This window comes from Monoglobus pectinilyticus, from assembly GCF_002874775.1.
Lineage (GTDB): Bacteria > Bacillota > Clostridia > Monoglobales > Monoglobaceae > Monoglobus > Monoglobus pectinilyticus.
Window position 1 is genome coordinate 1,657,952 of record NZ_CP020991.1, and the last position, 24,274, is coordinate 1,682,225.

Below are 24,274 nucleotides of genomic sequence, written 5' to 3' on the forward strand. Positions count from 1 at the left end.
ATTATAATTAAACAGTATAATGTGAAAATAGCGGATTTGTGCAAAACCGTTGAATTTGGTTTTTAACATTTTTGTTTAATATGATAGAGAGAGGTTGATTTAGGTGCAAAATCAGGAAAAAACAATGGAAAAAATAGTAGCGCTCTGTAAAGGAAGAGGATTTGTTTATCCCGGTTCTGAGATTTATGGGGGATTAGCCAATTCCTGGGATTATGGTCCGCTCGGAGTTGAATTTAAAAACAACGTTAAGAGAGCGTGGTGGAAAAAGTTTATTCAGGAGAGCCCTTATAATGTTGGACTTGACGCGGCTATACTTATGAACCCGAAAGTTTGGGTGGCTTCAGGTCATGTGGGCGGATTCTCTGACCCTCTCATGGACTGCAAGGATTGTAAGGCAAGGTTCAGAGCTGATAAACTGATAGAGGACGCAACCGGAGAGATAGCCGACGGTTGGTCTGATGAAAAGATGATAGAGTTTATAAATGAAAAAAATATCCCTTGTCCCGAGTGCGGAAAGCATAATTTTACTGATATCAGAAAGTTTAATCTTATGTTTAAAACTTTCCAGGGTGTAACAGAGGATAGTTCCAGTGAAATATATCTAAGACCGGAGACGGCTCAGGGCATTTTTGTGAACTTTAAGAGCGTTCAGAGAACATCCCGCAAGAAGCTGCCGTTTGGTATAGGACAAATCGGCAAATCATTCAGAAACGAGATTACACCTGGAAATTTTATTTTCAGAATCAGAGAATTTGAACAGATGGAATTAGAATTTTTCTGTAAACCGGGCACCGATTTGGAATGGTTTAAATATTGGAAAGACTACTGTGAAAACTTCCTTTTATCATTAGGGATTAAAAAGGAAAATATGCGTTTAAGAGACCATGACCCCGAGGAGCTGTCACATTATTCAAACGCAACTACTGATATAGAATATCTTTTCCCGTTTGGCTGGGGAGAGCTTTGGGGAATCGCTGACAGAACCGATTTTGACCTAAAGAAGCACAGCGAGTTCAGCGGTGAGAAAATGGAGTATACCGACCCTGAAAGCGGCGAGAAGTATATCCCTTACTGTATTGAACCGTCTCTTGGAGCGGATAGAGTAGCTTTGGCGTTTTTAGTTGACGCTTATGACGAAGAGGTTGTCGATCCTGAAAAGAATGACACGAGAGTTGTTATGCACTTCCACCCGGCGCTCGCGCCGATAAAGGCAGCAGTGCTTCCGCTTTCGAAAAAGCTTTCCGAGGAAGCTGTAAAAGTCTATGAGAAGCTGGCGTCTGAGTTTATGTGCGAGTATGATGAATCAGGCTCAATAGGAAAGAGATACCGCCGCCAGGATGAAATCGGCACGCCTTTCTGTATAACTTATGATTTCGATTCAAGAGATGATGACAGCGTGACGGTGCGCCATCGTGATTCGATGGAACAGGAAAGAGTTAAAATAGAAGATTTGACGGATTATATCAGAGAGAGAATTGCATTTTAATAAATCATAGATTGGGTGCTTATAAATGCTTTTTAAAAAAAGTTTGCAGGATGAGCTTTTAAAGTTTATAAAAAAAGACAGGGTTCGGGCGCATATGCCGGGTCATAACGGCGGAGCAGGGTTGAGCTCCGGCTTTAAGCGCAATGCGTTTAAACTTGATGTTACGGAGTTTGATGAAACGGATAATCTGCAAAATCCAAACGGTATAATTTTAAAAAGCGAGGAGCGTGCCGCCAAAGCTTTTGGAGCCAAAAAAAGTTTCTTTTTGGTAAACGGTTCAACAGTGGGAATTGAAGCCGCTGTATTGACAGCGGTAAGAAACGGGGACAAGCTGATAGTGGACAGAACTTGTCACAAGGCGGTTATTTCAGGAATGATACTTGCCGGTGCAGAACCTATTTTTATTGAACCCGAGTATATTGAAAGGTTTGGAATATATGGAGCTATGTCTCCAATCACGGTTATGGACGCGCTCAGAAATAATCCCGACGCTGTAGGCGTAGTTTTGACATCTCCGAATTATTACGGCATTTGTTCTGATATTAAACGTTTGGCAAAAAACATACATTCCTCAGACAAATTTTTGATTGTTGACGAAGCTCATGGCGCACATTTTGCTTTTAGCGATGAGCTGCCAAAACCGGCTCTTGAATCGGGAGCTGATTTGGTTATTCACAGCGCACACAAGACTTTGCCGGCGCTTGGGCAGACCGCGCTCATTCATGTGGGAAACACGGAGTTAGTAGATGTTTTAAGGCTGAGAAGAAATATAAATTTACTGCAAACTTCAAGCCCGTCATATATTTTGCTTGCCAGTATTGATGAAGCTGTTTCAAAAATGTCAAATGAATATGGAAAGCAGCTGAATCGGGTAATAGAGACAGTAACAGCAATAAAATCTAAAATTGGAGTTTTGGATAAGGTTTCGTGCATGACGAGAGGAAACTTAGATAATGATTATGATATAACTAAGCTGGCAGTTGACTTTTCAAAACTGGGAATAACCGGATACGGCGCTGCCGAACTGCTGAAAAAGGATTATGGAATCTATCCTGAAATGGCCGATGAGAGAAATGTTCTTTTATATATAACGGCTAGCACAACGAAAAAAGATTTGGAGCTTATTGACAGGGCTATAACCGATATATCTAAGTCTGAGTATAGGCCTCAGGTGATTAAAAAACCAAAACCTATGCCGCATACGAGATTTGAAATGCCTATGAAAGAAGCTTTTTTCTCGGACAGCGTTATGATTTCGGCCGAATCGGCTATTGGAAAGATTTGTGCAGAAATTGTTAATTCCTGTCCTCCATGCTGCCCCATAGTTTTGCCGGGTCAAATAATTGACAACAGCGTTGTGGAATATCTCAAGGAATATACGGATATTGAAAAAATAGCCGTTGTGTCAAACAGTATAAACTCCAAAACAGGTCAAATTGAGGAGGAAGGTTAATTTCGTGAGCCATTTTAGCGGAATATACGGACATGAAAGTGTAAAAAAGCTTCTGGAAACGGCTGTTAAGACAGGACGAATAAGTCACGCATATATTTTCTGCGGCCCTTTAGGGGTCGGCAGATATACCACTGCAAGGGCGTTTGCCGCAGATGCGGTTAAGACTGACCTGAAACAGCATCCTGATATTATAACGGTTACAAACAGTCTTTATGGAGTTGAGAGTAAATCCGATTCTATATTAGTGGATACTGTGAGCGAAATGAGGAAAGATATATTTATAAAGCCATACAGTGCTGAGCGTAAGATTTATATAGTTCCAAAAGCGGACACTATGAACGCAGCGTCCCAAAATAAGCTTTTGAAAGTGTTTGAGGAACCGCCCGGATATTGCACTATAATTATGATAGCGGAAAATTTAAATAAATTTTTGCCGACTATTTTATCAAGGGCGTCGGTTGTAAAATTTTCAGCATTGCCAAACAAGACTGTATCTGACTTTTTGATTGACAAGTATAAACTTTCTGATGAAGAAGCGGCCGCAAAAGCTGTTATGAGCAATGGCAGTATAGGAAGGGCGGCTGAGTTGATTGACAGCCCTCGTCCGGCAATGCTTAGAAAAGAGACGATAGATGGTTTTATGGGACTTTTGGGCAGTGAGAACAGAAATATTTATAATTTCGCAAAATTTTTAAAGTCTGAAAAAGATGATTTAAGTTTTATATTTTCAGTTTTAAAGAGCTTTTTTGAAGATTTTGTTCATTTAAAGTTTGGGCTTGCGGATGAAATGGTAAATGTTGATAAAACCGCGGAGATGCGTAAACTGGCTAATGTTGCTACCAAACGTGCAGCGGTACAGTTTTTGGATATAACCTTAAAATACGAAAGAATTGCTGCGGCTAATACAAATCTTAGGATTTCAATGTTTTGTTTAGCCTGTGAATATTGGGAGGAAATACATGGCAGAGATTATAGGAGTACGATTTAACAGTGCAGGAAAGGCGTATTATTTTGACCCGGACGGGCAAAACCTTTCTATGGGCACAATGGTAGTCGTAGAGACCTCTCATGGTGTAGAGATGGGAAAGGTTTCTATCCCAAACCGTGAGGTTAGTGAAAAAGATTTAAAAGCGCCTCTAAAAAAAATAATAAGAGTTGCGACCGATGATGATATAAAGCAGCTGAATGAAAATCAAGTTAAAGAAAAAGAAGCGTTTAAAACGGCGAGTGAACTTATTATTAAGCATAAACTAGAGATGAAGCTTATAGATGTCGAATATACGTTTGACAGAAGCAAAATTCTGTTTTACTTTACCGCTGACGGAAGAGTTGACTTTAGAGACCTTGTTAAGTCATTGGCGAGTGTGTTCAGAACAAGGATAGAACTGCGCCAAATCGGAGTTCGTGATGAGGCGAGACAGCTTGGAAGCATTGGAATATGCGGCAGATTTTTGTGCTGCAGTACTTTTCTTGACGACTTTCGTCCGGTTTCGATAAAGATGGCTAAAGAACAAGGGCTATCGCTTAATCCTACAAAGATTTCAGGAGTGTGCGGCAGACTTATGTGCTGCCTGCAGTATGAAGAGGCGGCTTATGATGACGCGCTGAAAACTATGCCTGAAAGAGGGGCAACTGTTGAAACTTTGGACGGTACCGGAACCGTGGTGGACACAGCAACGCTTAAGCAGCAGATAAGAGTAAAGTTAGACGGAACCGAAGGTCATAAAACCGAGGTATATAATGTTGGAGAATTCAATATTGTAGGACATGAGCCTTCTGTGTCACTGGACGAATTGAAGTCTAAAAAAGAGCAGGAAGTTTTAGAAAAAGCTCAAAGACTGCTTGAGGACAGCGAGAGAATAAACTCAATTTTTGCAAATGAAGATACTGAGTTTGAGAAGGAAACAGAGCGTGAGAACAAAGAAAATCAGAACAAAAACAAAAATAACAGAAGAAGACGGCGCCCTGCAGGAAGGAAACCGGCACCCAAAAACTCAGGAAACACAGAATCTAAGAATCCCTCTTTGAAAAATTCGGAGTCTGATAATAAAGAGGGAAACAACAAAAGGCGGTATCGCCGTCCCAGCCCAAAAAAGACAGGCAACGGCGGTTATAATAACCAATAAGTTTGGAGAAAAATATGCGAAGATTTTTTACTGAACCTGATAATATTGATTTAGACAACGGCACTTTGACTATTATTGATGACGCGGTGCACATTTCCAAAGTCTTGAGAATGGAATGCGGAGATAAAATTATAGTTTTTGACGGTACAGGATATGAATATGAAGCTATGCTTATAAAAATAGAAAAAGAGAAGAGCATAGCCAATATTTTGGGAAGGAGCCTGTTAGAACTGGAACCCGAAACAAAAGTTACTCTGTTTCAAGGGATTCCAAAATCGGATAAGCTGGAGATAATAGTTCAAAAAGCTGTGGAGCTTGGTGTTCATGATATCGTTCCTGTTAAAACGTCGAGGTCTGTTGCAAAGATTGCTGATGATAAAAAGGGCCGGCAAAAGATAGAGCGTCTCAATAAAATATCCAAAGAAGCGGCTAAGCAGTGCGGAAGAGGGCTTGTGCCAAAAGTTTCAATGCCTGTTGTCTTCAGTGCTATGGCTGATATTTTGAAAAATTATGACCTTTCAATAATGTTTTATGAGGAGCTGGGTCATGACGGAAAGAAAAATTTAAAAGAAATTTTAAGGACAAATCCTGAGGCGGAATCTATTGCAGTATTGATTGGACCTGAGGGTGGGTTTTCTCCGTCAGAGGCTGAGACTATTCAAGACATGAATGAAAATACCTTCTGCGCAGGACTAGGAAAAAGGATACTTAGGACAGAGACCGCAGGAAGCACCGCTCTTTCTGTGATTATGTATGAAAAAGATGAAATATGAGATATAATGCTGAAAATATTCTTCAGCAAAATGAAGGAGAGAAGAAAATGGCGGCAATGACAAAAAAGGAAAAAATGGCGGCAAAAAGCAAGAAGATTCGCGACAAGGAGCAGAGAAGAGAAAAGCTTACAAACTGGTATATGATAAATCTGAGCTTTGGTATTTTGGCTATTATAGCGGTTCTTATTCTAAGACAGCTCTATTTGATGCCTTCAATGCTATCATATATGCAGATTGTAACGTGGGTAATGACCGGTGTGTTTGCAGCTGCGGCAATAGTTGTCTTATCACTGGGCCTGACCGGGAAGATAAAGAATAAGCAAAGGGCTGTGAATTATAGTATTTTCTTGGGCGTTTGCGCTTTGGGTTCGTTTTGGCTGGCACTGTATAATAAAATCAGAGTAGCGGCTGAAAATGTTCTGCATTTCATTACTAATAATACGAATTTAAACATCAACTCACATTGGAATATTAATTTATTGATTATAGGTATTGTTGTTTACCTTATAGCTGCTTTTGTTTATTATGTTATAAAGCTGTACAGAACAAAATAGAAGTTATACATATATAAAAATAACCGGGAAACAGCGGAAATTATTCCGCTATACTCCGGTTATTTTTATATAGTATCGATTTATTATAACTATTTTTTCAGCAGTGAAGCCGCCCAGTCCTTGTCTTCTTTGGTTACACGGTATGAATCTCTCAGTTTTCTGACTGTCATTTTTAAGACAGCGTCTCCCAATGAAAAGTTGTTTGTCAGATAATCTTTTGTCAAGTCCCTTTGCTTGGCAAAAGCGGTTGCGATAAGCCACGCCTGCGCCATTTGAACATAATATTCGTCACTTTTCACGCTGTTGGCTTCGTTTAGAGCGTATTCAGTGTTTTCTTTATCGCAGAGATAATAATCAAGCAAAATTATAAGCCCGACTCTTTGTTCCCAGGGGTTTTCGCTCTTTAAAAATCTATATATTTCAATTTTGTATTCTTCAATATATTTTTTTATTTCTTTAAACGAACTTACGGGACAATCACAGCATGCCCAATTGTTGACTTTGGAGGCATAGGTTCTGATTCTTTGACAGAGTTCCCCGAACGGAAGTTTGGCATATCCAATTACCATTCCATATATAGAAATCTCTTCATGAGATAAGGATTTATTATCAAGAGCGTCCACATAATCCAAAAAAGCGCGAAAAGACCCTTTTGCAATCAATTTGGCAGTATCGCGCATTTTGGGAACCCTTACTCCGTAAATTTGACTTTCGTTTGATATAGGTGTTATTTTGCTGTTAAATTCTTTATATTTGTCGTCAGCAAGACTTTTTAGGTATTCAATATAGGCTTGGTAGCTGTTATCATTCCATATTGTTTGTGTAAAATCCATATTATTCCGCCTTTTAATATATTTAATCCTCAAAATCACCGGTTAGGACGTTAATAATCCGACAGTGCCCTGAATCTAAAGCATAATTGGTAGTGTAAGCCGTTCCGCTGGACATAGAGAGAATATACACAATAACCGCCGAACTGTTATCTACCATAAATCTGTTACGCTTGTGCATACATTCGGGCGTATAGCTTTCCGATACATATATGACTTCATCGGCGCTTCCGAGAAGTTTTGTATATTGATTTTTTTGTATCTTGTTCCATTTGCAAGCCTGGTCTTTGCACGGAAGAGCAAGTATAAGCCTGATATTTGAATATTTAGAGCGAAGTTTAATAACACTTTCCGCCGCCAGCGTATCAAAGCCAAGAGCGCCTCCTGAGATAAAATTTGTTATTCCCTTATTATAGAGCGTTTCAAGTATTTTATCCAAATTAGCAAGAATGTTGTCATAGTCCTGAGACTTCACAATCCTGTGTCCGCTGAAGCAGCAAGTGTTTTTTTGATTTATATTATTTTCCGCTGTAAATTTCAAATTTCATCACCTTTTATAGTATATCATTGATTAAGTGTTAACACAAGTCTTTACTTTTTGCTTTTTTTGATTTATAATATTTCGCTAGAGGCTGGTGAATTATGAGAATTTTAAAACAAATTGGATTTATATTTGGTATTTGTTTGGTGGGTCAGATAATAGCGGAGCTAATACCGGTGCCGTTTCCCGGAAGCGTAATGAGTATGGTGCTGTTATTTATATTGTTTATGCTTAACTGGGCAAATCCTGAAAAGCTGAAAAATGTTAATGATTTTTTGCTGGAAAATATGTCGTTTTTTTTCGTTCCGTCAGCGGTTAGCATAATAACAAAGTATGATTTAATAAAAAACAGTATTGTTCAGATTTTGATTATCTGTGTTGTTTCGTTTGTGGTGACATTTGCTGTAACGGCTTATACAGTCACTTTTGTTATGAAAATACAAGAGCGTTTCAGAAGGAAAAGAATTGGTTCGGGAGATGAATGCTGATGCAGGACATAATTAATAACATAACATCCAGCGCCCTGTTCGGGGTTACACTGAGTATATTTGCATATGTTTTCGGGGTAATGGCTAATAAAAAACTTAAGACGCCTATAGCCAATCCTGTTCTTATTGCTGATATAATTATTGTAACTATTTTATTGGCGCTTAATATTCCATACGAAAATTATGCTGTCGGCGGAAGTTTTATAGAGCTGTTTCTGGCTCCAGTAACAGCGGCTTTGGCGGTTAAGATACACGCTCAGATTAAAGAGCTGAAAGCGAATTGGCTGCCGCTGATTATCGGAACGGCTGTCGGGTCGCTGGCTTCTATATTATGTGTTCTGTTTATGTGCCGTTTATTTGGGTTTAGTGATACGCTGACAGTATCTTTATTTCCAAAATCAGTTACAACAGCTATAGCGATACCGATTAGTGAAAGTCACGGCGGCGTTTCAGCGATAACGGTTATCTCGCTGATGTTTACCGGTATGCTCGGTGCCATGTTTTCACCAGTTTTGATAAAATTATTCCGTATAAAAAATCCGGTCGCAGCAGGCACCGCTATAGGAACATCGTCACATGCACTCGGCACAACAAAGGCCTTAGAACTGGGAGATGTTGAGGGGGCAATGAGCGGTATTGCCATAGGAATGGCAGGTTTAATAACTACTGTCTATTCTATTTTTATGCTGTAAGGGTTTAAAAATAAAAGTAAATATAAATAACAATTCATATAATTATGCAGGTTAAAAATTATTTTATAGGGTGAAGAAGATGAAAACAAATAAAGTTTATTCAAATAAGTATTGGGAAGTAAAACCTTTTCCGGAGAGTGTGGAGGAGGGAAGAACCTGGCGTGAAGGAATGGTAGGAGGCAACGGAGAAAATGGTTTTATAACCAGCGGCGCGCCTTATTCGGATACGATTATTTATCAGAATATTAATTTCATAATGCCTAGTGATGAACCGAGATATACGCCGGAGGAGCTTTTAAGCGAACTTGAGGAGGCAAGGCAGGCTGTAATAAATTTTGATGATACGTGGGACGTGCATGGAAGGAAGAGAACATGTTTTTATTGTTTTCATCCGGGTCATTTACTGAGAATGAATATGAATGACCGGAACTGTGAAAGTTATGTGCGCTGGACTGATTATGAAACGGGCGAAGTGTGCGTTAGTTTTGAGGATGAGGACGGAATATGGGAAAGAAGAACGTTTACCTCGCATACTGACAATGTAACTATTACAGAAATAAAAAAATCATCTAAAGATTCAAAAATTGATATGGTTATAAGTATTGATGATGTCTCATCGATGAAAAAGTTCGGGCTTCGTGATGAAAATTTTATGCAGTATAAGAAGCTTGTTGATGAAGACGGTTCATATATAGCCCAAGCGGCTCATTATCCGTCATATGAAGGTTCTGAACTGAAAAACGGTGGTTATGCCGGGGTCACCTATGTTTTGAATATTGGCGGAACTAAAGAAAAGATACTGCTTGAAAACACAGATGAAAAACAAAATGTTGGAGAGGAACAAAATCCGGCTGTAAAAATCTGCGGTGCTGAGGCTGTTTATTTGATAACCAAAACCGGCAGGACTTTTGATATGGGAGAATTTCAAGAGTTTAAGAATAGTAAAAGTTATAAACTTGTTGATTCTTTGCTTAATGATTGTATTGCTGCCGCTGAAAACTATGGAGGCAGTAAGTTCAGCTATGATGACGCTTTGAAAAAGAGTGCCGAGATACAAAAGGAGATGTTTGGGGCAGTATATTTTTCATTGGGGAACGATGAGAATATACCAAATGAAGACTTGATTGAAAGACAGAAAAGCAGAGAGGTTCTCAGCAGTTCTTTTGTAGAAAAGGCATATAACCATGGAAGATATGCAATGACCTGCTGCGCCGGAAAAACTATGAGCCGTTTGTGCGGTATGTGGAGCGGCGAATGGAACACAAAATGGCGTGGGATATATACAATGGACGCCAATGTTAACATTCAGTCCAGCGGTATGAATACAGGAAATTTAAAAGAATTCGGAATAGGATATGTTAATTTTGTTCTGAGACAGATTGATGACTGGAAAGATAACGCAAAAAAATCTTACGGTATGGAAGACGCTATTCAGGTTCCTGTAAACTGTGACGGCGACAGGGCAATGATGGTGGAATACGACAGCAACTACCCGTTTCAGTATTGGAACGCAGGAGCGTCTTGGATGATACAGCCTATCTTTGAGATGTATCAGTGCTTTGGAAATATTACTGTAAATACTGATTTTGGAGATAAAGAATTGCTCGGCGATATATTATTGCCTTTGCTTAGAATGCAGACCAACTTTTGGAAACAGCTGTGCACTCCCGAGTATTTTACTGATACGGATGGCAATGCGTGTTATTTAAAAGGTAAAAAAAGCTTAAATGACGGTGAAAAATATCTGATAATACCATCGTATTCTCCGGAAAATCATCCTAAAGGATATGAATCTACTATAACCGCCAATGCTGCAATGGATATTTCAGCCGCGCGCGACGGTCTCAGAATGAATATTGAGGTTGAAAAAATATTAAAATTTGAAGGATATGAGGACAGAATATCAGAAATTCAGAATTTTGAAAAACTATTGCCTGATTATAAATTCGACGATAGCGGAGCGCTTTGTGAGTGGTCAATGAAAGGTTATGAGGAAAACAATGTTCATAGGCATATAAGCCATCTTTACTGTGCTTGGCCGGCATATGAAACTCAGCACAGCAAAGTGCTCACAGACGCGTGCAATCAGGCCATAGAGAACAGAAACACTGAAAATAAAGGCCATGACGACACGGCTTCACATGGATGGGTACATAAGGCTTTAGTGGCGGCAAGACTGAAAAATTCGAAATCTGTGTATGAAACCCTATATACATTATTAAACAGTGAAATTTATTACACTTCTCTGATGACTGACCATAATACTGACAGACGTGCAGATACTTATTGTACAGATACCGGGTTTGGTATTGTTGGTATTATTAACGAGGCTTTGCTCTATTCAAATACAGGAGAAATAGAACTTTTGCCTGCGCTGCCTGTGCAGTGGAAATGCGGAGAAATAAGAGGTCTTATGGCAAGAACCGAAGCGGAAGTCTTCATTAAATGGTTTGATGGAAAAGCGGAAGCTAAAATCAAGTCTTTTAAGCCTCAGACAATAACAGTATCATGCGGAGAGAGTAAAAAAACAGTTGATTTTAAAGCGGGAGAAGAGAAAGAATTGGAGTTTATTCTTTAATGCTATTCTGTTATAACAGTCTTATTTCAGTTAGTGCAATACAAATAATTTGAGTCTTAAATTTTTTTATGATAAAATAAAAATCTAAGCCTTTCCGATATAATTGGGCGGGCTTAGATTTAATTTTTGTTCTTTAAGTTATAGCTTTGTTTATAATTTTATAAATTATAGTTTGTTTATATATATTTGTGCAGGGTTTTAAACATATCATCCACATTGATAGGTTTGGATATATGGGCGTTCATACCTGAAGAAAGAGCCTTGGTTATATCGCTTTCAAAGCTATGGGCGGTTATAGCTATTATTGGTATGGTTACGGCATCAGGTTTTTCTGAGTTTCGTATTTGTGCCGTCGCTTCATATCCGTCCAGATTTGGCATCTGCACGTCCATTAGTATCAAATCAAAATAATTATCAGCCGAATTATTATATTTTTTCACAGCGTCTAAACCGTCAACTGCAAGTTCAACGTTTGCATTTTGTGATTTTAAAAGCTCGGAAATAATTTCGCGGTTGAGAGCATTATCCTCAGTTACTAAGATATTTTTTCCGGCTATACTTTTTTCTGAATTTTCAGAGTGATCGTTTTTACTTAATTTGGTTTGATTATTTTCATATTTAAATGGAAGCTCAACCGTCACGGATGTTCCTGAACCAGATTTACTTTTAATATTTATGCTTCCTTTTAAAAGCGTAACCAAATTTTTTACAATTGACATTCCGAGTCCGGTGCCTCCGTACTCGCGGGAAATTCTTTCATCCTGCTGCTCAAACGGTGTAAAAATTCTGTCTTTAAATTCGTCAGTCATACCTATTCCGTTATCGGTTATTATAAATGATATGTATAAAATATTATCCACTTCAGAGCGGCGCAGGATATCAAACTCTATTTTTCCGTTTTTACCGGTAAATTTGACTGCGTTTGATAATATATTCAGCATTATTTGTTTGAAACGGAGAGAATCTCCAATCAGGGCAAGACCTGAAAGGCGTTTATCAAAAGATATTTTTAAGTCAATATTCTTTTCTTCTGTCTGAGCGTTAATTGCGGCAAGAAGTTCGTCTACAGCGTCTTTCAAAACAAATTTTTCTGTTTTCGTCTGCAATTTTCCGCTGTCGATTTTCGAAAGATCAAGTATATCGTTTATAAGAGAAAGCAGATGCTTGGAAGCATACTCTGTTTTTTGGAGATAATTATTTAGTTTTACTTTATCATCGATATTTTGTTTAGACAGATTAGTGAAACCGATTATTGCATTGAGAGGAGTTCTTATCTCATGTGAAATATTTCTTAAAAATTTATCTCTTGTTTTTGCAGAATTTTCAGCTACTATCAGCGCGTCACGCAAGCCGTTTTCGTATTCTATTTGTCGTTTTTTTGTTTCGTCGATATTTCGGTTTGCAATAAGAATACATTTGCAGCCTGATTTTGTTTTATTATCATCGTGAATACTTTCCACAAAATACATATACCAAGAGTATTTGCCGTCCTGTTTGCAGGTGCGCGCTTCAAAACTAAAACTTTCGCCGCAAAATAGTTTTGACATATTTACATCAGAAAAGTATTCCAAAAAATTTTTTCTATCGTTTGGATGTATATTGTTTAGACATATATACTCTATATATTTTTTTAAACCAAATTCAAAATTGCATGAATTAGACACGCCGTTTCTGTTGATGACTTCCACGTTTGACGAGGTGTTATTATAAGTAACCCGCCACACTTGGTCATACATGCTCATCAATACTTTGCCGAGTATAACATCGTTTGCAGTTCTTTTAGCTTTAATTTTATTCTTTACTATTATAAAAAAGCATATAAAAAATATAATGAGAAACAGAATAATTATGCTAAGCAGCAGCGTCATCATATCGGGATAACTATGGAACAATGTTTTCAGGTTGTAACTGTCATCATAAATATTGTTGTTTTTGACTATAATGTTGTCGATTTGACCGTTGGTTATTGAAAGCAGCGATTTATCAATTATTCTCAGCAGTGTTGGGTCTGCCGTATCGGATACGCCTATAGATATATCTTGTATAGAGCCCGTAAGGTCGTTGCTTACTAAATCGGAATATTTAAACTTTGATAAAAGATAATTCGCAGTGATACTGTTCGCGTAAGTACAATTGACGTTGCCGTTTTCGACTGCGTCAAAACATTCTTCAATCGTGTCGTATTCTATTATTGCAGAGGTCGATTCATATTTCTCTCGTATAAACTTATTTATGTAAAATCCTTTTGGAAGCGCTATGGTGTTCTTATTTGATTCTTCAATTTTTTTGATTTGTATTATGTTAGAGTTTAGATAAGGATTTGATAATGATACATTGTGTTCGGACGCCCAGTTATAGTCATATGTGATTCCTGAAATTATATCCGCTTCTCCTTCATTTATCATTCGGCATGCTTCCTCATATGATGGAGCGTCAATTATTGTAAATTTCAGACCGGAATATTTTGATATAAGCTGTAAAACATCGGCTGATATTCCTGAATATTTTTTGTTGTTTGTATCATAATATTCTATTGGCGCCCAATACGGGTCGTAAACTACTTTGAACTCAGGCGAGCTGTTTATAAAATCAATCTCCTGCTGTGTGAAATTCGGCTGGAATATTTGACCGTTATTGAAATATTTTTTATGCATCTGATAGCTGAAGGCAGGTGAAATATTTTTCATTTCAAACAATATATTATCCAGTTTATTAAGATATGGACTGCCTTTGGTTAAGGCAAAATATACAGGCATTTCGGGAAACCGGGTTATAACTTTAAGATTTTTTTTGCTGCCGGATCCAATAGTATAAATAAGGTCTATTTGATTTGAAAATAATGCGTTCTGCATTTCAAATTGGGTTTTAAAGTATATAGGCTGATAGGTATACCCATACTTATTTATATAATCATCAAGCTGATAGTTATGACGGCTGCCTTCCAGTATACCTATTTTCAGGTCAGCTGTTTTACCTAAATTGTCAAAGTTCATATCTTCTCTTGCTGAGGAGGCATAGAGTTCATATGCGGCTGTTGACATCTCGTATTTAGAAAAATCATATTTATAGGCGTCTTCCCTATTTTTGCTTATACCGCAGACAATATCTACTTGTCCATTTTCCAGCATATTTAAACAATCGGCAAAAGGGGCTTTTATATATTCGAAATCCCATCCGGCATACTGGCCAACCTTTGAGAGATAATCATAAACATATCCGGAAGGATCACCGCTGTCATTAAGTTCCTGATAAAAATCTATTTGATAGAAACCAACTTTGAGCGTTTGTTTTTGATGTGAATTTTCATCACTGAAAACAGTTAAATTTATAAGACAAAGAGTAAATAAAAGAAAGATTGAAACGAAACGTTTCATTATCCAAGCCCCCCAGGAAAATCAAAAATCAATAATAGATATTATTTGATATATAAATATTATATCACGATATATAGACTTTTGCAATAACGTATGGAAGAAAATGGAAATTTTTATTTTGTTTACGGCAATAAACTACATACACAGCCAGTTTAGTATTAAAACGCTTGCACCAACTACTGCCATTGATGACGCCAGCCATAATAAACTTTGAACCAGCACTTTGTTTTTAACCTTAGGTTTGGTTTGTCTTTTTGAAGAAGAATAGACATCAGGATACAGAAAGCTGTTTATTATTCTCTGTGCTTCGGTTACTATATCGGTTTCGCGGTTCTTTGAAAAGTATTTCTGTACTTCGGATGTGTTTTGAGAAACATTGTCTCTTAGAATAAAAATTGCCTGTTCAATTTTATCCGACTTGATATCATTGATTATTACAACTTGGCGTTTGTTTTTTAACATCATAAGTATCACCACTCAATAAAATTTTTTATATGGAGATTATTGCCGGAAATATTAAATATATACATGAATATATTTAAATGTAATTTGTTTTGGGAGAAATTTATTATGACAAAAAAAGTAATTTGTATATTATTTGTGTATATGTTTATATTTATGGTTTTTCCGTGCCTAACAAGTGACTTCAATAAAGTATATGTCAATGAAACTAAAACTGAAGGCGGCAGAGCTGCGGAAGCTGCCGTTGTGTATCTTGACGTGCCGCGCAGTGTTTTGGATTGTTCGGCATTTACTCAAAAAGCATATTCAGATATAGGTTTGTCAATACCGAGAGTTACATATGAGCAAGCGGAGTGCGGCGTTAAAATATATGATTATGAAAAACTGGAGCCGGGAGACATAATTTGTATGGGCAAAGGGGCGGAGCCTGATAATATTACCCATGTCGGAATTTATTGCGGAAATGATATAATGCTTCATTCTTCGTCAAGCCGGGGAAAAATAATTGAAGTCAGTCTATCAGAATGGATAGAAAACGGCGGATATGGCACTCCGTTTCAGTATGCCGTAAGAGTTTCCCGGTGATTTTGGTGTGCAAAAATGTAAAACCCGATAAGATTTTATTGATTGAGTCTCTTTAAGTATTAGTTAGATTGATTATAAGCGTATCTGTTTTGCTGTAATTATTTTAACTCTGAGTTATTATCAAAAAAGTTTTATTATTACATAAATTGTTTTGATAAGACATAATAAAAATTTGTGAATCGACACTTAATATAAAATTGTAAACTAATTATTTTTTTATTACCGAGATTGTTGGTATTTTTAAATATTTATCTATAAAATTTTATAGATATTTTTAATAATATAAAGTTTAGAATTAATTAGGATAATAATTGATTAAAAAATTTTAAGGAACAAATTTATTTTTAATGAGGAAACAAAACACTGAAATATTGGTTTGAAATAACTGATTATTGCGATTAGAAGTAAAATCTGTAGAAAAATTTATTAAAATAAGCTATGATAACTAAATGATTAAATAGCTGAGGCAGGAGGATATGGTTATGAAAATTAATAGGGCGCTAAAAAGTTTCACAGCAATGGCTTTATCTGCTATATTGGCGTTTGGGGCGGCAGGAACAGCGGCGGCGTCAACGAATACGGATAACGCGTCGGCTGCTGAATTTTCTGAAACAGAGCCTGACCGTGCAGTTGCTTTTCCCGGCGCGGACGGAGCGGGTAAGTTTGCAACCGGAGGGCGCGGCGGAGAGATATATCATGTTACAAATTTGAATGACAGCGGGACAGGCTCGCTGCGTGACGCGGTTTCAAAAGGAAGACGGATAGTGGTTTTTGATGTGGGCGGAACAATAAATTTGAAGTCAGATTTAAGTATAAGCGGAAATATAAGCGTTATGGGACAGACGGCTCCGGGAGGAGCCGGAGTGACTGTGCGCAACGGAAAGCTTGCTATGGCAGGTGATAATATTATTGTCAGGTATATGACGTCAAGACCCGGTGAAAAAGGAAGCGGTGAGTATGACGCCTGGGGCGGATCAAAGGGGTCAAATTCAATTATTGACCATTGTTCAATAGGTTGGGCAAATGATGAGCAGTTTGGACTTTATTCAAGCAGAAATATGACAATGCAGTATAGCATAATAGGTCCTGCAAATTGTCTTTCCACACACTCTAAAGGCTCTCATGGATTCGGTCCTATGTTTGGTGCCGCCAGTAATACTTGGCATCACAATTTGATTTGTCATAATATGTCCAGAAATTTCAGGGGTAAGGTTGAAAGAGAACAGCCTAATGACTATGTGAACAATGTGGTGTATGGCTGGGGCGGACAAACAGCATACGGCACTTTTGGACATTTAAACTATGTGAACAATTATTTTAAAAAGAGTATTTCTTCGAGAAACGGTGATAATTTTGGTTCTCTCGACAGTGGTTCCAACTATGAAACTACAAAGTTTTTTATGGAAGGAAATAAGATGACGGACAGGAAGGGCAACGCGGCCAATCCTATGAGCACCAATAACTGGAACGGCGGACTTAGTTTAAACCGCAGTCTTAATTATTACGAGTCTCATTATCGTGCGTCAGAGCATTTTCCTATTATATCAAATGGTATTGATGTATCTGCTGCAAAAAATCCCGAATCAGCAGACGCCGCTTTTAATAATGTTGTCAGCTATGCAGGGGCGGCTGTAAATTTAGATTCAAGGAACAAAATTGACGCTGAGGTATTAAATGACGCTTACACCGGCTCAGGTTCTCTGTCAGGCGGACTTGAGAACTCAAAAGTGACAGCGGATGTTAGAAGCAAATACAGTATTAAGTATGTAAATTATGACGAATATTACCCAAAATCTGTTCTCAAAAAGGAAATTATAGACAGTGACAATGACGGTATGCCTGATGACTGGGAGATTGCCAGAGGTCTAAATCCAAATGACAGCAGTGATGCAAATGGTTATTATATTGGCGGAGCCTATACTAATATTGAACATTACTGCAATGATTTGACTGTAGATTCATTCCCAGAGGGGGTAGTTACTTTATCACCGACGCTGGACGAGCTTGGAGCCGATTATTCTAAAGCAATAGAGGACTTAAATTCTCTTAAGCTTTCTAAAACTAAAATTTCGTCTGCCGATGAAATTAGTTTGCCGGTCTCGGGTTCTAAGTTTGGCTCAAAAATAAGCTGGAGTTCTTCATCGGATTCTTTGAAAATAGAGAATAATGCTGTTACTCAGGTGATTCAGCCAACCGGCGTGAGTAATGAAAATGCATACATTGCCGCGGATATAGCGAATGGTGATTGTGTGCTTAAAAAGTATTTCACTGTTACGATACTTTCTTCAACTATGAATTGGTTCGCATCGAGTTCCGATAACGGCAAATCGGCAGGCACGGTTTTGGCTGATGGACTGAGCAATGTAAGTGGGATTATCACGGGAGAACTCGGAGCCTCGGTCTCCATTGACGGCGTATCAAGAACGACATATATAACGTCGGATGCAAACGGCGGTTACAGCGATGGCAAAGGCAGCGGAACATGTCTTAAATATACGGCTCCTAATGATGGAACGCTATATGGATATGCGGCGGAATTGGCGGACACAAAGACGCTTTATATTGTACCTGAAGGAGTTGAAAATTATAAAACTGACTATGTTGGTATGAAGGCAGGCAACGGAGGAACCGTTACGGTTTCAGCTAAAGTAAAAGCCGGGAATACATATTATATCTTCCCTGCGGGAACAAAAGGAAAGCTTTTAGGAATGAAGTTTGCCAAAAAAACAGAGAGTTCTTCTGAGATATATGAATCAAATTATGAAAAGTGGGACTTCGATGAGCTTTCAGCAGGAACTTCATATGCTAAAAATGATACCATCACAAACAAGAATGGAAAGAGTATAAGCCTTGATATAACTGACGCGGCGGATTCTATTACTATTGCAAACCGCAGCGGAAGCAGTAACTATCTAAAGATCGCGGATAACAGTAAAAGCAGGTTGAAGTGGTCGTATAAACCGGATTCGCCGTTAAGCGGAAATAAAGTCGTATTTGAATTTGAGTTTAATAAAAGCGATATTGAAAAGGACACAACGTTCCTAAGAGTATATGATGAAATTAATGCGAATGCAAATAATACTTATTCAAACGGAAGTGTTATATTTGATTTAAAGACCAGCAGCAACAAGGGAGAGTCCAGTTCAACAAGCAGTGAGCTTGTTCTTACCGATTATTTTTCTATGGGAACAAGCAGCACAGACGATAGTCCTAAGGGAGTAGATTTTGGTTTTTCAAATTTCACCTATCAAAAAGATAAATGGTATGGTATTAGGCTTGAATATATAAAAAATGCTGACGGTAAAAACGAGGTTGCACTTTATACTAAAAACGACGGAGCTTCAAAGTATACTTACCGTGACTCCGTTATATTGGGCTCAGGGGTTCAGAGACCGAATGCAGATATAGACAATTTGACTCTGACGCCTACCAAAATGGAATTAATGACTCCGGGAAGCGGAACTGTTACAATAGGTATAGATAATATATCGGTTGGAACTGAAACACTTGCTGAAGAACCAAAAACAGATACCTATGTTTTCCGCCAAAACGGCGTTGAAGCAACCGGCTATGACGACAGCGAACTGACGTGCAGTATAAACGGAATGCCTGAAAATGCTGAATATACTGCGGCGGCAGCTGAGTATGACAGCGATGGTATGATGATAGGTATGACAAGAAGCGAATGTGTGGGAGACGGCGAGATAAGTATAATGCCTTCAGAAGCTTCACAGGAAATTAAAATATTTGTTTGGAGCGATATGGCAAGTATGGAACCACTAATCGAATGTGGGGATATAAAAAGAAAATAAAATATTTGTTATGTATATGTTAATCTTATAGTAAATTATATATTTAATTAAAGCTACTATTCATTGCGTAGAAAAAGAGACTGGGCTTTGAACCTTCTCAAAATCATTAGATTTTGTCTAACTTTGGGAGGGCGGTTCATTTGCCGGTCTCTTTTTCTGTAATTAATTATTAGAAATATGGTATTTATAATTACAACTTACAGCAATGCTAAAGTGAAGTATAAGTTTTTTAGCTGAAAAATTTAATAATTTTATGTAATTAACCCTATGTGTATATTAATTTATGTATATAACAAATATTTAACGTAAAGTATGAACGGTTGGCGGATATATTTGAAAGGTGTTTAAAATATCTGTGTATGATTCAGTAATATAGATGTGAAACAAGTTAGGGAAAACTTAATATTTTAGAACAGAGATTAAATAACACATATTAAAGCGTTAAAATGTATAAGTTATTTATTAATTAGAATTGAAAACGGCCGTCTGGATTTGAACTGACCTCACAATCATTAGATTTTGTCTAACTTTTGGGGTCACATCAATTGACGGCCGTTTTCAGTTTTTGCAGTTAATTGTGTTTAAAGCAGTATCTGTGTTTTATAGAGAAAATAATTTTATAATATAGTTATTGTTCCAGCGATATTACGTCATTTTGAGGACTTAATAAATCATCCCAAAGGTATACTTTGATATTATCTTTTTCTGAAAATGCAATCTCTATATTCTGAGACTGAGAATCAGATGAATATGGAATTTCTATAACTTTAATATCCTTTAAAATCGTGTTTGTCTCATCGTATACTGCAACAGCAAATAATGCGTTTTTATTTTTAGTATTAACAATTTCAGCAGTTACTTTTCCGTTTTCAAGCTTTGGATATTCTTTGTAATATATTCCGGGAATATTCGGCGTTGCGGTCGGCGGGTTTGCACTCGGTGTTGCAGACGGTTCTGTGGTAGGCGAAGCAGACGGCTCAGCAGTTGGCGGCGCTGTTGGTTCAGCGGTCGGCGCAGGCGTGCTGGTAGGTTCGCCGATTTTGCTGAATTGAGCGCTTATAACTACATTTTGGGCCGGCATAGTAAAAGTATAGTTGTTTTCGTCAGTTTTTTCTACTACACTTCCGCTGTCTACATTGATGGAATTAACAAAGTATCCGTCTTCGGGGGATGCGATTATTTTTACGGTTTCACCTTCTTTGGCTGTTGGAACTTTGTCTGAAAAAGTAACGCTCTTTAATCCTATTTTCGATCCATTAGCCCAAGCATAATATCTTGAATCCGCTTCAACAGGTATAACATACGTGTTGAGTTCGGCTGATGACGGCACATATGATTTAATAAAATAGCTTTCGGTTGCATCATCATAAAGGTTAAATGGTTTGCCGGGATTTAGAAATAATTCAAGAGTCAAGTATCCCGGTCTGTTTGGGGTAAAGCTAAAGACATTTCCAAAAGGCTCATATAGGCTGAGTGGAAATTGGACAGAGGGGTTTATTTCTCCTTTTAGGACTTTTGTTCTGCTTCCGTTTACATCAACATAATTCCATTGTACAGAGTCCCAAAAAGTAAATGTTCCGTCGCTGCTGTCTTTTCCATTTATATTCAGAACTGCCTTTCCGTTGCCGAATATATTGGTTACACCTTCAACGGCGTCTGCCGGAATATTGTCGTCGGCAAGCCAGGTTATTTTATTGCCGCCGCTTCCGATACCGCTTTCCGTCTCAATTTCAATTGTTCCGTTTTGAATATTTTCATCAATGGCAATTTCATATTTTGGGATTGGGGGTTCTGTTGGTTCAGGGGTAGCAGTTGGCTGAGGCGTTGGCGTTGCATTTTCATCTGTCAGTTTAAGATTGCTGAATTTTGCTTCCGCCATATACTCTTTCCTAGGTGTGCCCTGTATTGAGTCGACCGCCAGTCCTACGTACAGAGTTTCTGCTAATCCTGATATTGTTATAGTTTGAGGCTGTCTCGGATTATCTCTCCAGTTAGTGCCGCTGTCTGAAACTGACAGAGTAATAACGTCGCCTTTTCTTTGCATTCTGAGGTATTTAGGAACGCGGTATTCAGATTTGCTGGTGTCATATGAGTCGCTGTTGGATATTTCTTTTCCGCTGCTGTTTCTAAACCATGAAACTTTTGCTGAGGAGCCCTGTGAGGTCCTATATATAGCCTTTACATTTTCACCGTATTTGAGCCAGCCGTCAGAAAGCATAGCCATTCTCGAATTGCCGTTAAGGTTTTCCCTAAGCATGATTCCGCAGAGTTCGCCGTTTTCAAATTTCGGAACCTGTTCGGTTTTGACAGAAATATCAAAATCGCCCTTGATTTCCTGATACATAAAATCGCAAGTGTCTGAACCTTTTCCGGCTCCGATTGCTCCGCTTCCCATTATGGTATATACTCCGTTGTCCAGGCTGGATCCGCCTTTTCCGTTAAAGGCTGTAGTGCCGATTTGAGCATGACTGAAACTGCCCGGATCAGAACATGATTTTGCATACACAATAGATGTGGGGCTTTGAGTTGATTCGCCTTTGTTGTTATAAGCTCTTGAAGAAATATAATGAGTGCCCGGAGTTAATGTTATATCTGTGTTAACAGCAGAATCGTTTACTGTTTTTACCAGTTTAGAACCGTCATATATTTCTATTTTGGTTATATATGTGTCATCTGATGAAGGTGAAGCTTCAGCACAGTAATTCAGGTCGAAGTCTACAGTCAGAACCTCCCAGTTTCCGTTGTTTATCTGTTTCCCGTCTATAGTATCCGAAATAGACTGTATCGCCGGATTGGTAACAACTATAGAAGGGTTTGTGGGTGCTGACTGTTTTAAAGTCCAGTCGTTTACATAGGCTTCTATCCAAGTATATCCGGCATATTGACCGCTTTTTACTATCTCTGTTTCAGAAGCTGTGCCCATTCCGTTTTCGGATTTCCAATCGTCAGGGATGGAGAACACGCGTTTTGTTGCAGGCATTTCAACTAAACCCGCAACTTCATTCGCATTGTTTATTATTCTGCCGGTTTGGTTTTTAACGTCAGCTATTATTCTCGCGTCTATGCTGTCCCTCTTAGGAAGGGTTGCGCCTGCGTCTGATAATACCGTGTTATAAGCTTCTTCGGCGCTTTGGGTTTCGGAAAGTTCATACTCTCCCATATCTATTGGGGCGGAAAGCTTGTTTGCGGCCGACGAGTTGTTTACGCCGTTCCAGTTATTTGCCGTAACATTGGCATCCCCATATATATAGTTTCCGTCAAAATAAAAATTGGATTTAGAGACATCAGGATAAGCGTTTGATATATCAAATATTCTGCTTTTTATTTTTGACGCGGTTCCCGGGCCGAATTTATAATAATTGTTTATCCAATTCACGTTTGAAGGAGTTTGAGTAACGTTATTGTATGAATACGGTTCGGCACCGTATGCGGAGTTTGTTTGACCCCAATTACATATTACGTTATTGCGAACGTCTGTGTTTTGCAGCTCACGGTCAAGACGCGGGCTTCTGCTGTCATGATGAGCAAGCAGGTTATGATGCCATGTTGAGTTTGTTCCTCCGAAAATAGCTCCGTATCCGTGCGCGCCTTTAAAGTGGTTTGACATTCTTAGGCTTTCTGTAGCCAGGCAGTTTTGTACTGTCATATTTGAACTCGGAGTACCGCTTTCGGTTGAGCCTGCGTACAGCGTCAAAAGTTCGTCAACGCCCCAGCTTGTACTGCAGTGGTCCAGGATAATGTTTTTGTTCCAGCGTCCGCCGATTCCGTCAGGTTCACCGCCGTTTATATCGGTTGGTCTGACTCTCAAATATCTCATAATAATATTCCTGACGCCGTTTGCTATAGAAATATCACCGCCGAGAAGAGTTATTCCATCTCCGGGGGCGGTCTGACCGAGTATGGTTAAATTACTGTTTTTTATTGTAAAAGTTCCGTTTAAGTGAATGGTTCCGCCAACATCAAAAACAATGATTCTGCCAGGTTTTGAAACCGCGTCAGCGAATGAACCGGCGCCCTTTGTGTTAAGGTTTGTGACATGGTATACTGTAGGCGACGAAGCGCCGCGTGCTCCAAGCGTATATTTACCGCCGCCTTCAGCTCCCGGAAATGCCGGAATATTGTCTGCCCCAAAGACCGTATGAACGGGCAGTGCTAAAGTGAGCAGCGCAAGCAGAACCGCAAATGCGGAACAAAATTTTTTTAGACAGTTTTTTTCTCCCCTTAAAATCATAAGTTTACCCCCTAATTTGTCTGTTAACTTCATTAAGTAAAAAACAAATTAATTATAACATATTTATTATAAAAAAGGTAATGAAAACTTAGCTCTAATAACAGGAATTTTGCCTTTGAATGTGAAAAAAATTAACATTTTTAGAAAAATCCAATATTTATCCATATGGAGTTGTAACAGTTCATGAAGACATAGAGTTCTTGAGACGGTTAAATTATAATTAAAGTAATATGCTGATATTGGTTTCAGTTTTATACTATCTCCATTTGCTGTTACATAGATAGATTAT

The 24,274-nt window shown here is 38.3% G+C and carries 15 protein-coding genes and 1 pseudogene; 11 read left to right on the plus strand and 5 right to left on the minus strand.

Annotation, left to right across the window (positions count from 1 at the left end; translation table 11 throughout):
- Positions 1-124: 124 nt before the first annotated feature.
- From B9O19_RS07210 to B9O19_RS07235, 6 genes and pseudogenes are all read left to right on the plus strand, one after another.
- Complete coding sequence (locus B9O19_RS07210) at positions 125-1,486, plus strand: glycine--tRNA ligase (protein ID WP_102366635.1); 1,362 nt, start codon at positions 125-127, stop codon at positions 1,484-1,486.
- Between the two features lie 25 nt (positions 1,487-1,511).
- Positions 1,512-2,939 carry an aminotransferase class I/II-fold pyridoxal phosphate-dependent enzyme gene (locus B9O19_RS07215; RefSeq protein ID WP_102365786.1) on the plus strand — a complete coding sequence of 476 codons (1,428 nt, stop codon included), beginning with the start codon at positions 1,512-1,514 and terminating at the stop codon, positions 2,937-2,939.
- Positions 2,940-2,943: 4 nt separating this feature from the next.
- Positions 2,944-3,927: a DNA polymerase III subunit gene (locus B9O19_RS07220; RefSeq protein ID WP_158648938.1), complete on the plus strand. Its 984-nt coding sequence runs from the start codon at positions 2,944-2,946 to the stop codon at positions 3,925-3,927.
- A pseudogene (locus tag B9O19_RS12180) lies at positions 3,899-4,750 on the plus strand (PSP1 domain-containing protein); the annotation flags it as partial. The gene B9O19_RS07220 and the pseudogene B9O19_RS12180, both read left to right, overlap by 29 nt.
- Before the next feature lie 329 nt (positions 4,751-5,079).
- Positions 5,080-5,838 (plus strand): RsmE family RNA methyltransferase, encoded by a 759-nt coding sequence (locus B9O19_RS07230; protein ID WP_102365789.1) that lies wholly within the window; start codon positions 5,080-5,082, stop codon positions 5,836-5,838.
- Positions 5,835-6,392: a hypothetical protein gene (locus B9O19_RS07235; RefSeq protein ID WP_102365790.1), complete on the plus strand. Its 558-nt coding sequence runs from the start codon at positions 5,835-5,837 to the stop codon at positions 6,390-6,392. The genes B9O19_RS07230 and B9O19_RS07235 overlap by 4 nt, the downstream gene beginning before the upstream one ends.
- Before the next feature lie 89 nt (positions 6,393-6,481).
- Here B9O19_RS07235 and B9O19_RS07240 read toward each other — a convergent pair whose 3' ends face one another.
- Positions 6,482-7,225 (minus strand): DNA alkylation repair protein, encoded by a 744-nt coding sequence (locus tag B9O19_RS07240; protein WP_102365791.1) that lies wholly within the window; start codon positions 7,223-7,225, stop codon positions 6,482-6,484.
- A gap of 22 nt (positions 7,226-7,247) precedes the next feature.
- On the minus strand, positions 7,248-7,763 hold the full coding sequence (locus tag B9O19_RS07245; protein WP_102365792.1) for an SLOG family protein: 516 nt from the start codon (positions 7,761-7,763) through the stop codon (positions 7,248-7,250).
- Between the two features lie 101 nt (positions 7,764-7,864).
- Between B9O19_RS07245 and B9O19_RS07250 the strand changes: the two genes are divergently transcribed.
- From B9O19_RS07250 to B9O19_RS07260, 3 genes are all read left to right on the plus strand, one after another.
- A complete protein-coding gene (locus tag B9O19_RS07250) occupies positions 7,865-8,251 on the plus strand; it encodes a CidA/LrgA family protein (RefSeq protein ID WP_102365793.1) in 387 nt (128 codons plus the stop codon).
- Positions 8,251-8,943: an LrgB family protein gene (locus tag B9O19_RS07255; protein WP_245862900.1), complete on the plus strand. Its 693-nt coding sequence runs from the start codon at positions 8,251-8,253 to the stop codon at positions 8,941-8,943. The genes B9O19_RS07250 and B9O19_RS07255 overlap by 1 nt, the downstream gene beginning before the upstream one ends.
- A gap of 79 nt (positions 8,944-9,022) precedes the next feature.
- Positions 9,023-11,521: a glycosyl hydrolase family 95 catalytic domain-containing protein gene (locus tag B9O19_RS07260; RefSeq protein WP_102365794.1), complete on the plus strand. Its 2,499-nt coding sequence runs from the start codon at positions 9,023-9,025 to the stop codon at positions 11,519-11,521.
- 176 nt (positions 11,522-11,697) lie between these two features.
- On the opposite strand, the gene B9O19_RS07265 is transcribed toward B9O19_RS07260, so the two are convergent.
- Positions 11,698-14,895: an ATP-binding protein gene (locus B9O19_RS07265; RefSeq protein WP_102365795.1), complete on the minus strand. Its 3,198-nt coding sequence runs from the start codon at positions 14,893-14,895 to the stop codon at positions 11,698-11,700.
- Positions 14,896-15,030: 135 nt separating this feature from the next.
- Positions 15,031-15,360, minus strand: coding sequence for a hypothetical protein (locus B9O19_RS07270; protein ID WP_154058636.1), 330 nt, complete (start codon positions 15,358-15,360; stop codon positions 15,031-15,033).
- 105 nt (positions 15,361-15,465) lie between these two features.
- On the opposite strand from B9O19_RS07270, the gene B9O19_RS07275 reads away from it, so the two are divergent.
- A complete protein-coding gene (locus tag B9O19_RS07275) occupies positions 15,466-15,942 on the plus strand; it encodes a C40 family peptidase (RefSeq protein WP_158648939.1) in 477 nt (158 codons plus the stop codon).
- A gap of 482 nt (positions 15,943-16,424) precedes the next feature.
- On the plus strand, positions 16,425-19,754 hold the full coding sequence (locus B9O19_RS11905) for a hypothetical protein (RefSeq protein WP_179947303.1): 3,330 nt from the start codon (positions 16,425-16,427) through the stop codon (positions 19,752-19,754).
- Positions 19,755-20,382: 628 nt separating this feature from the next.
- On the opposite strand, the gene B9O19_RS12115 is transcribed toward B9O19_RS11905, so the two are convergent.
- Positions 20,383-23,985 (minus strand): InlB B-repeat-containing protein, encoded by a 3,603-nt coding sequence (locus tag B9O19_RS12115; protein WP_102365798.1) that lies wholly within the window; start codon positions 23,983-23,985, stop codon positions 20,383-20,385.
- Positions 23,986-24,274 lie beyond the last annotated feature (289 nt).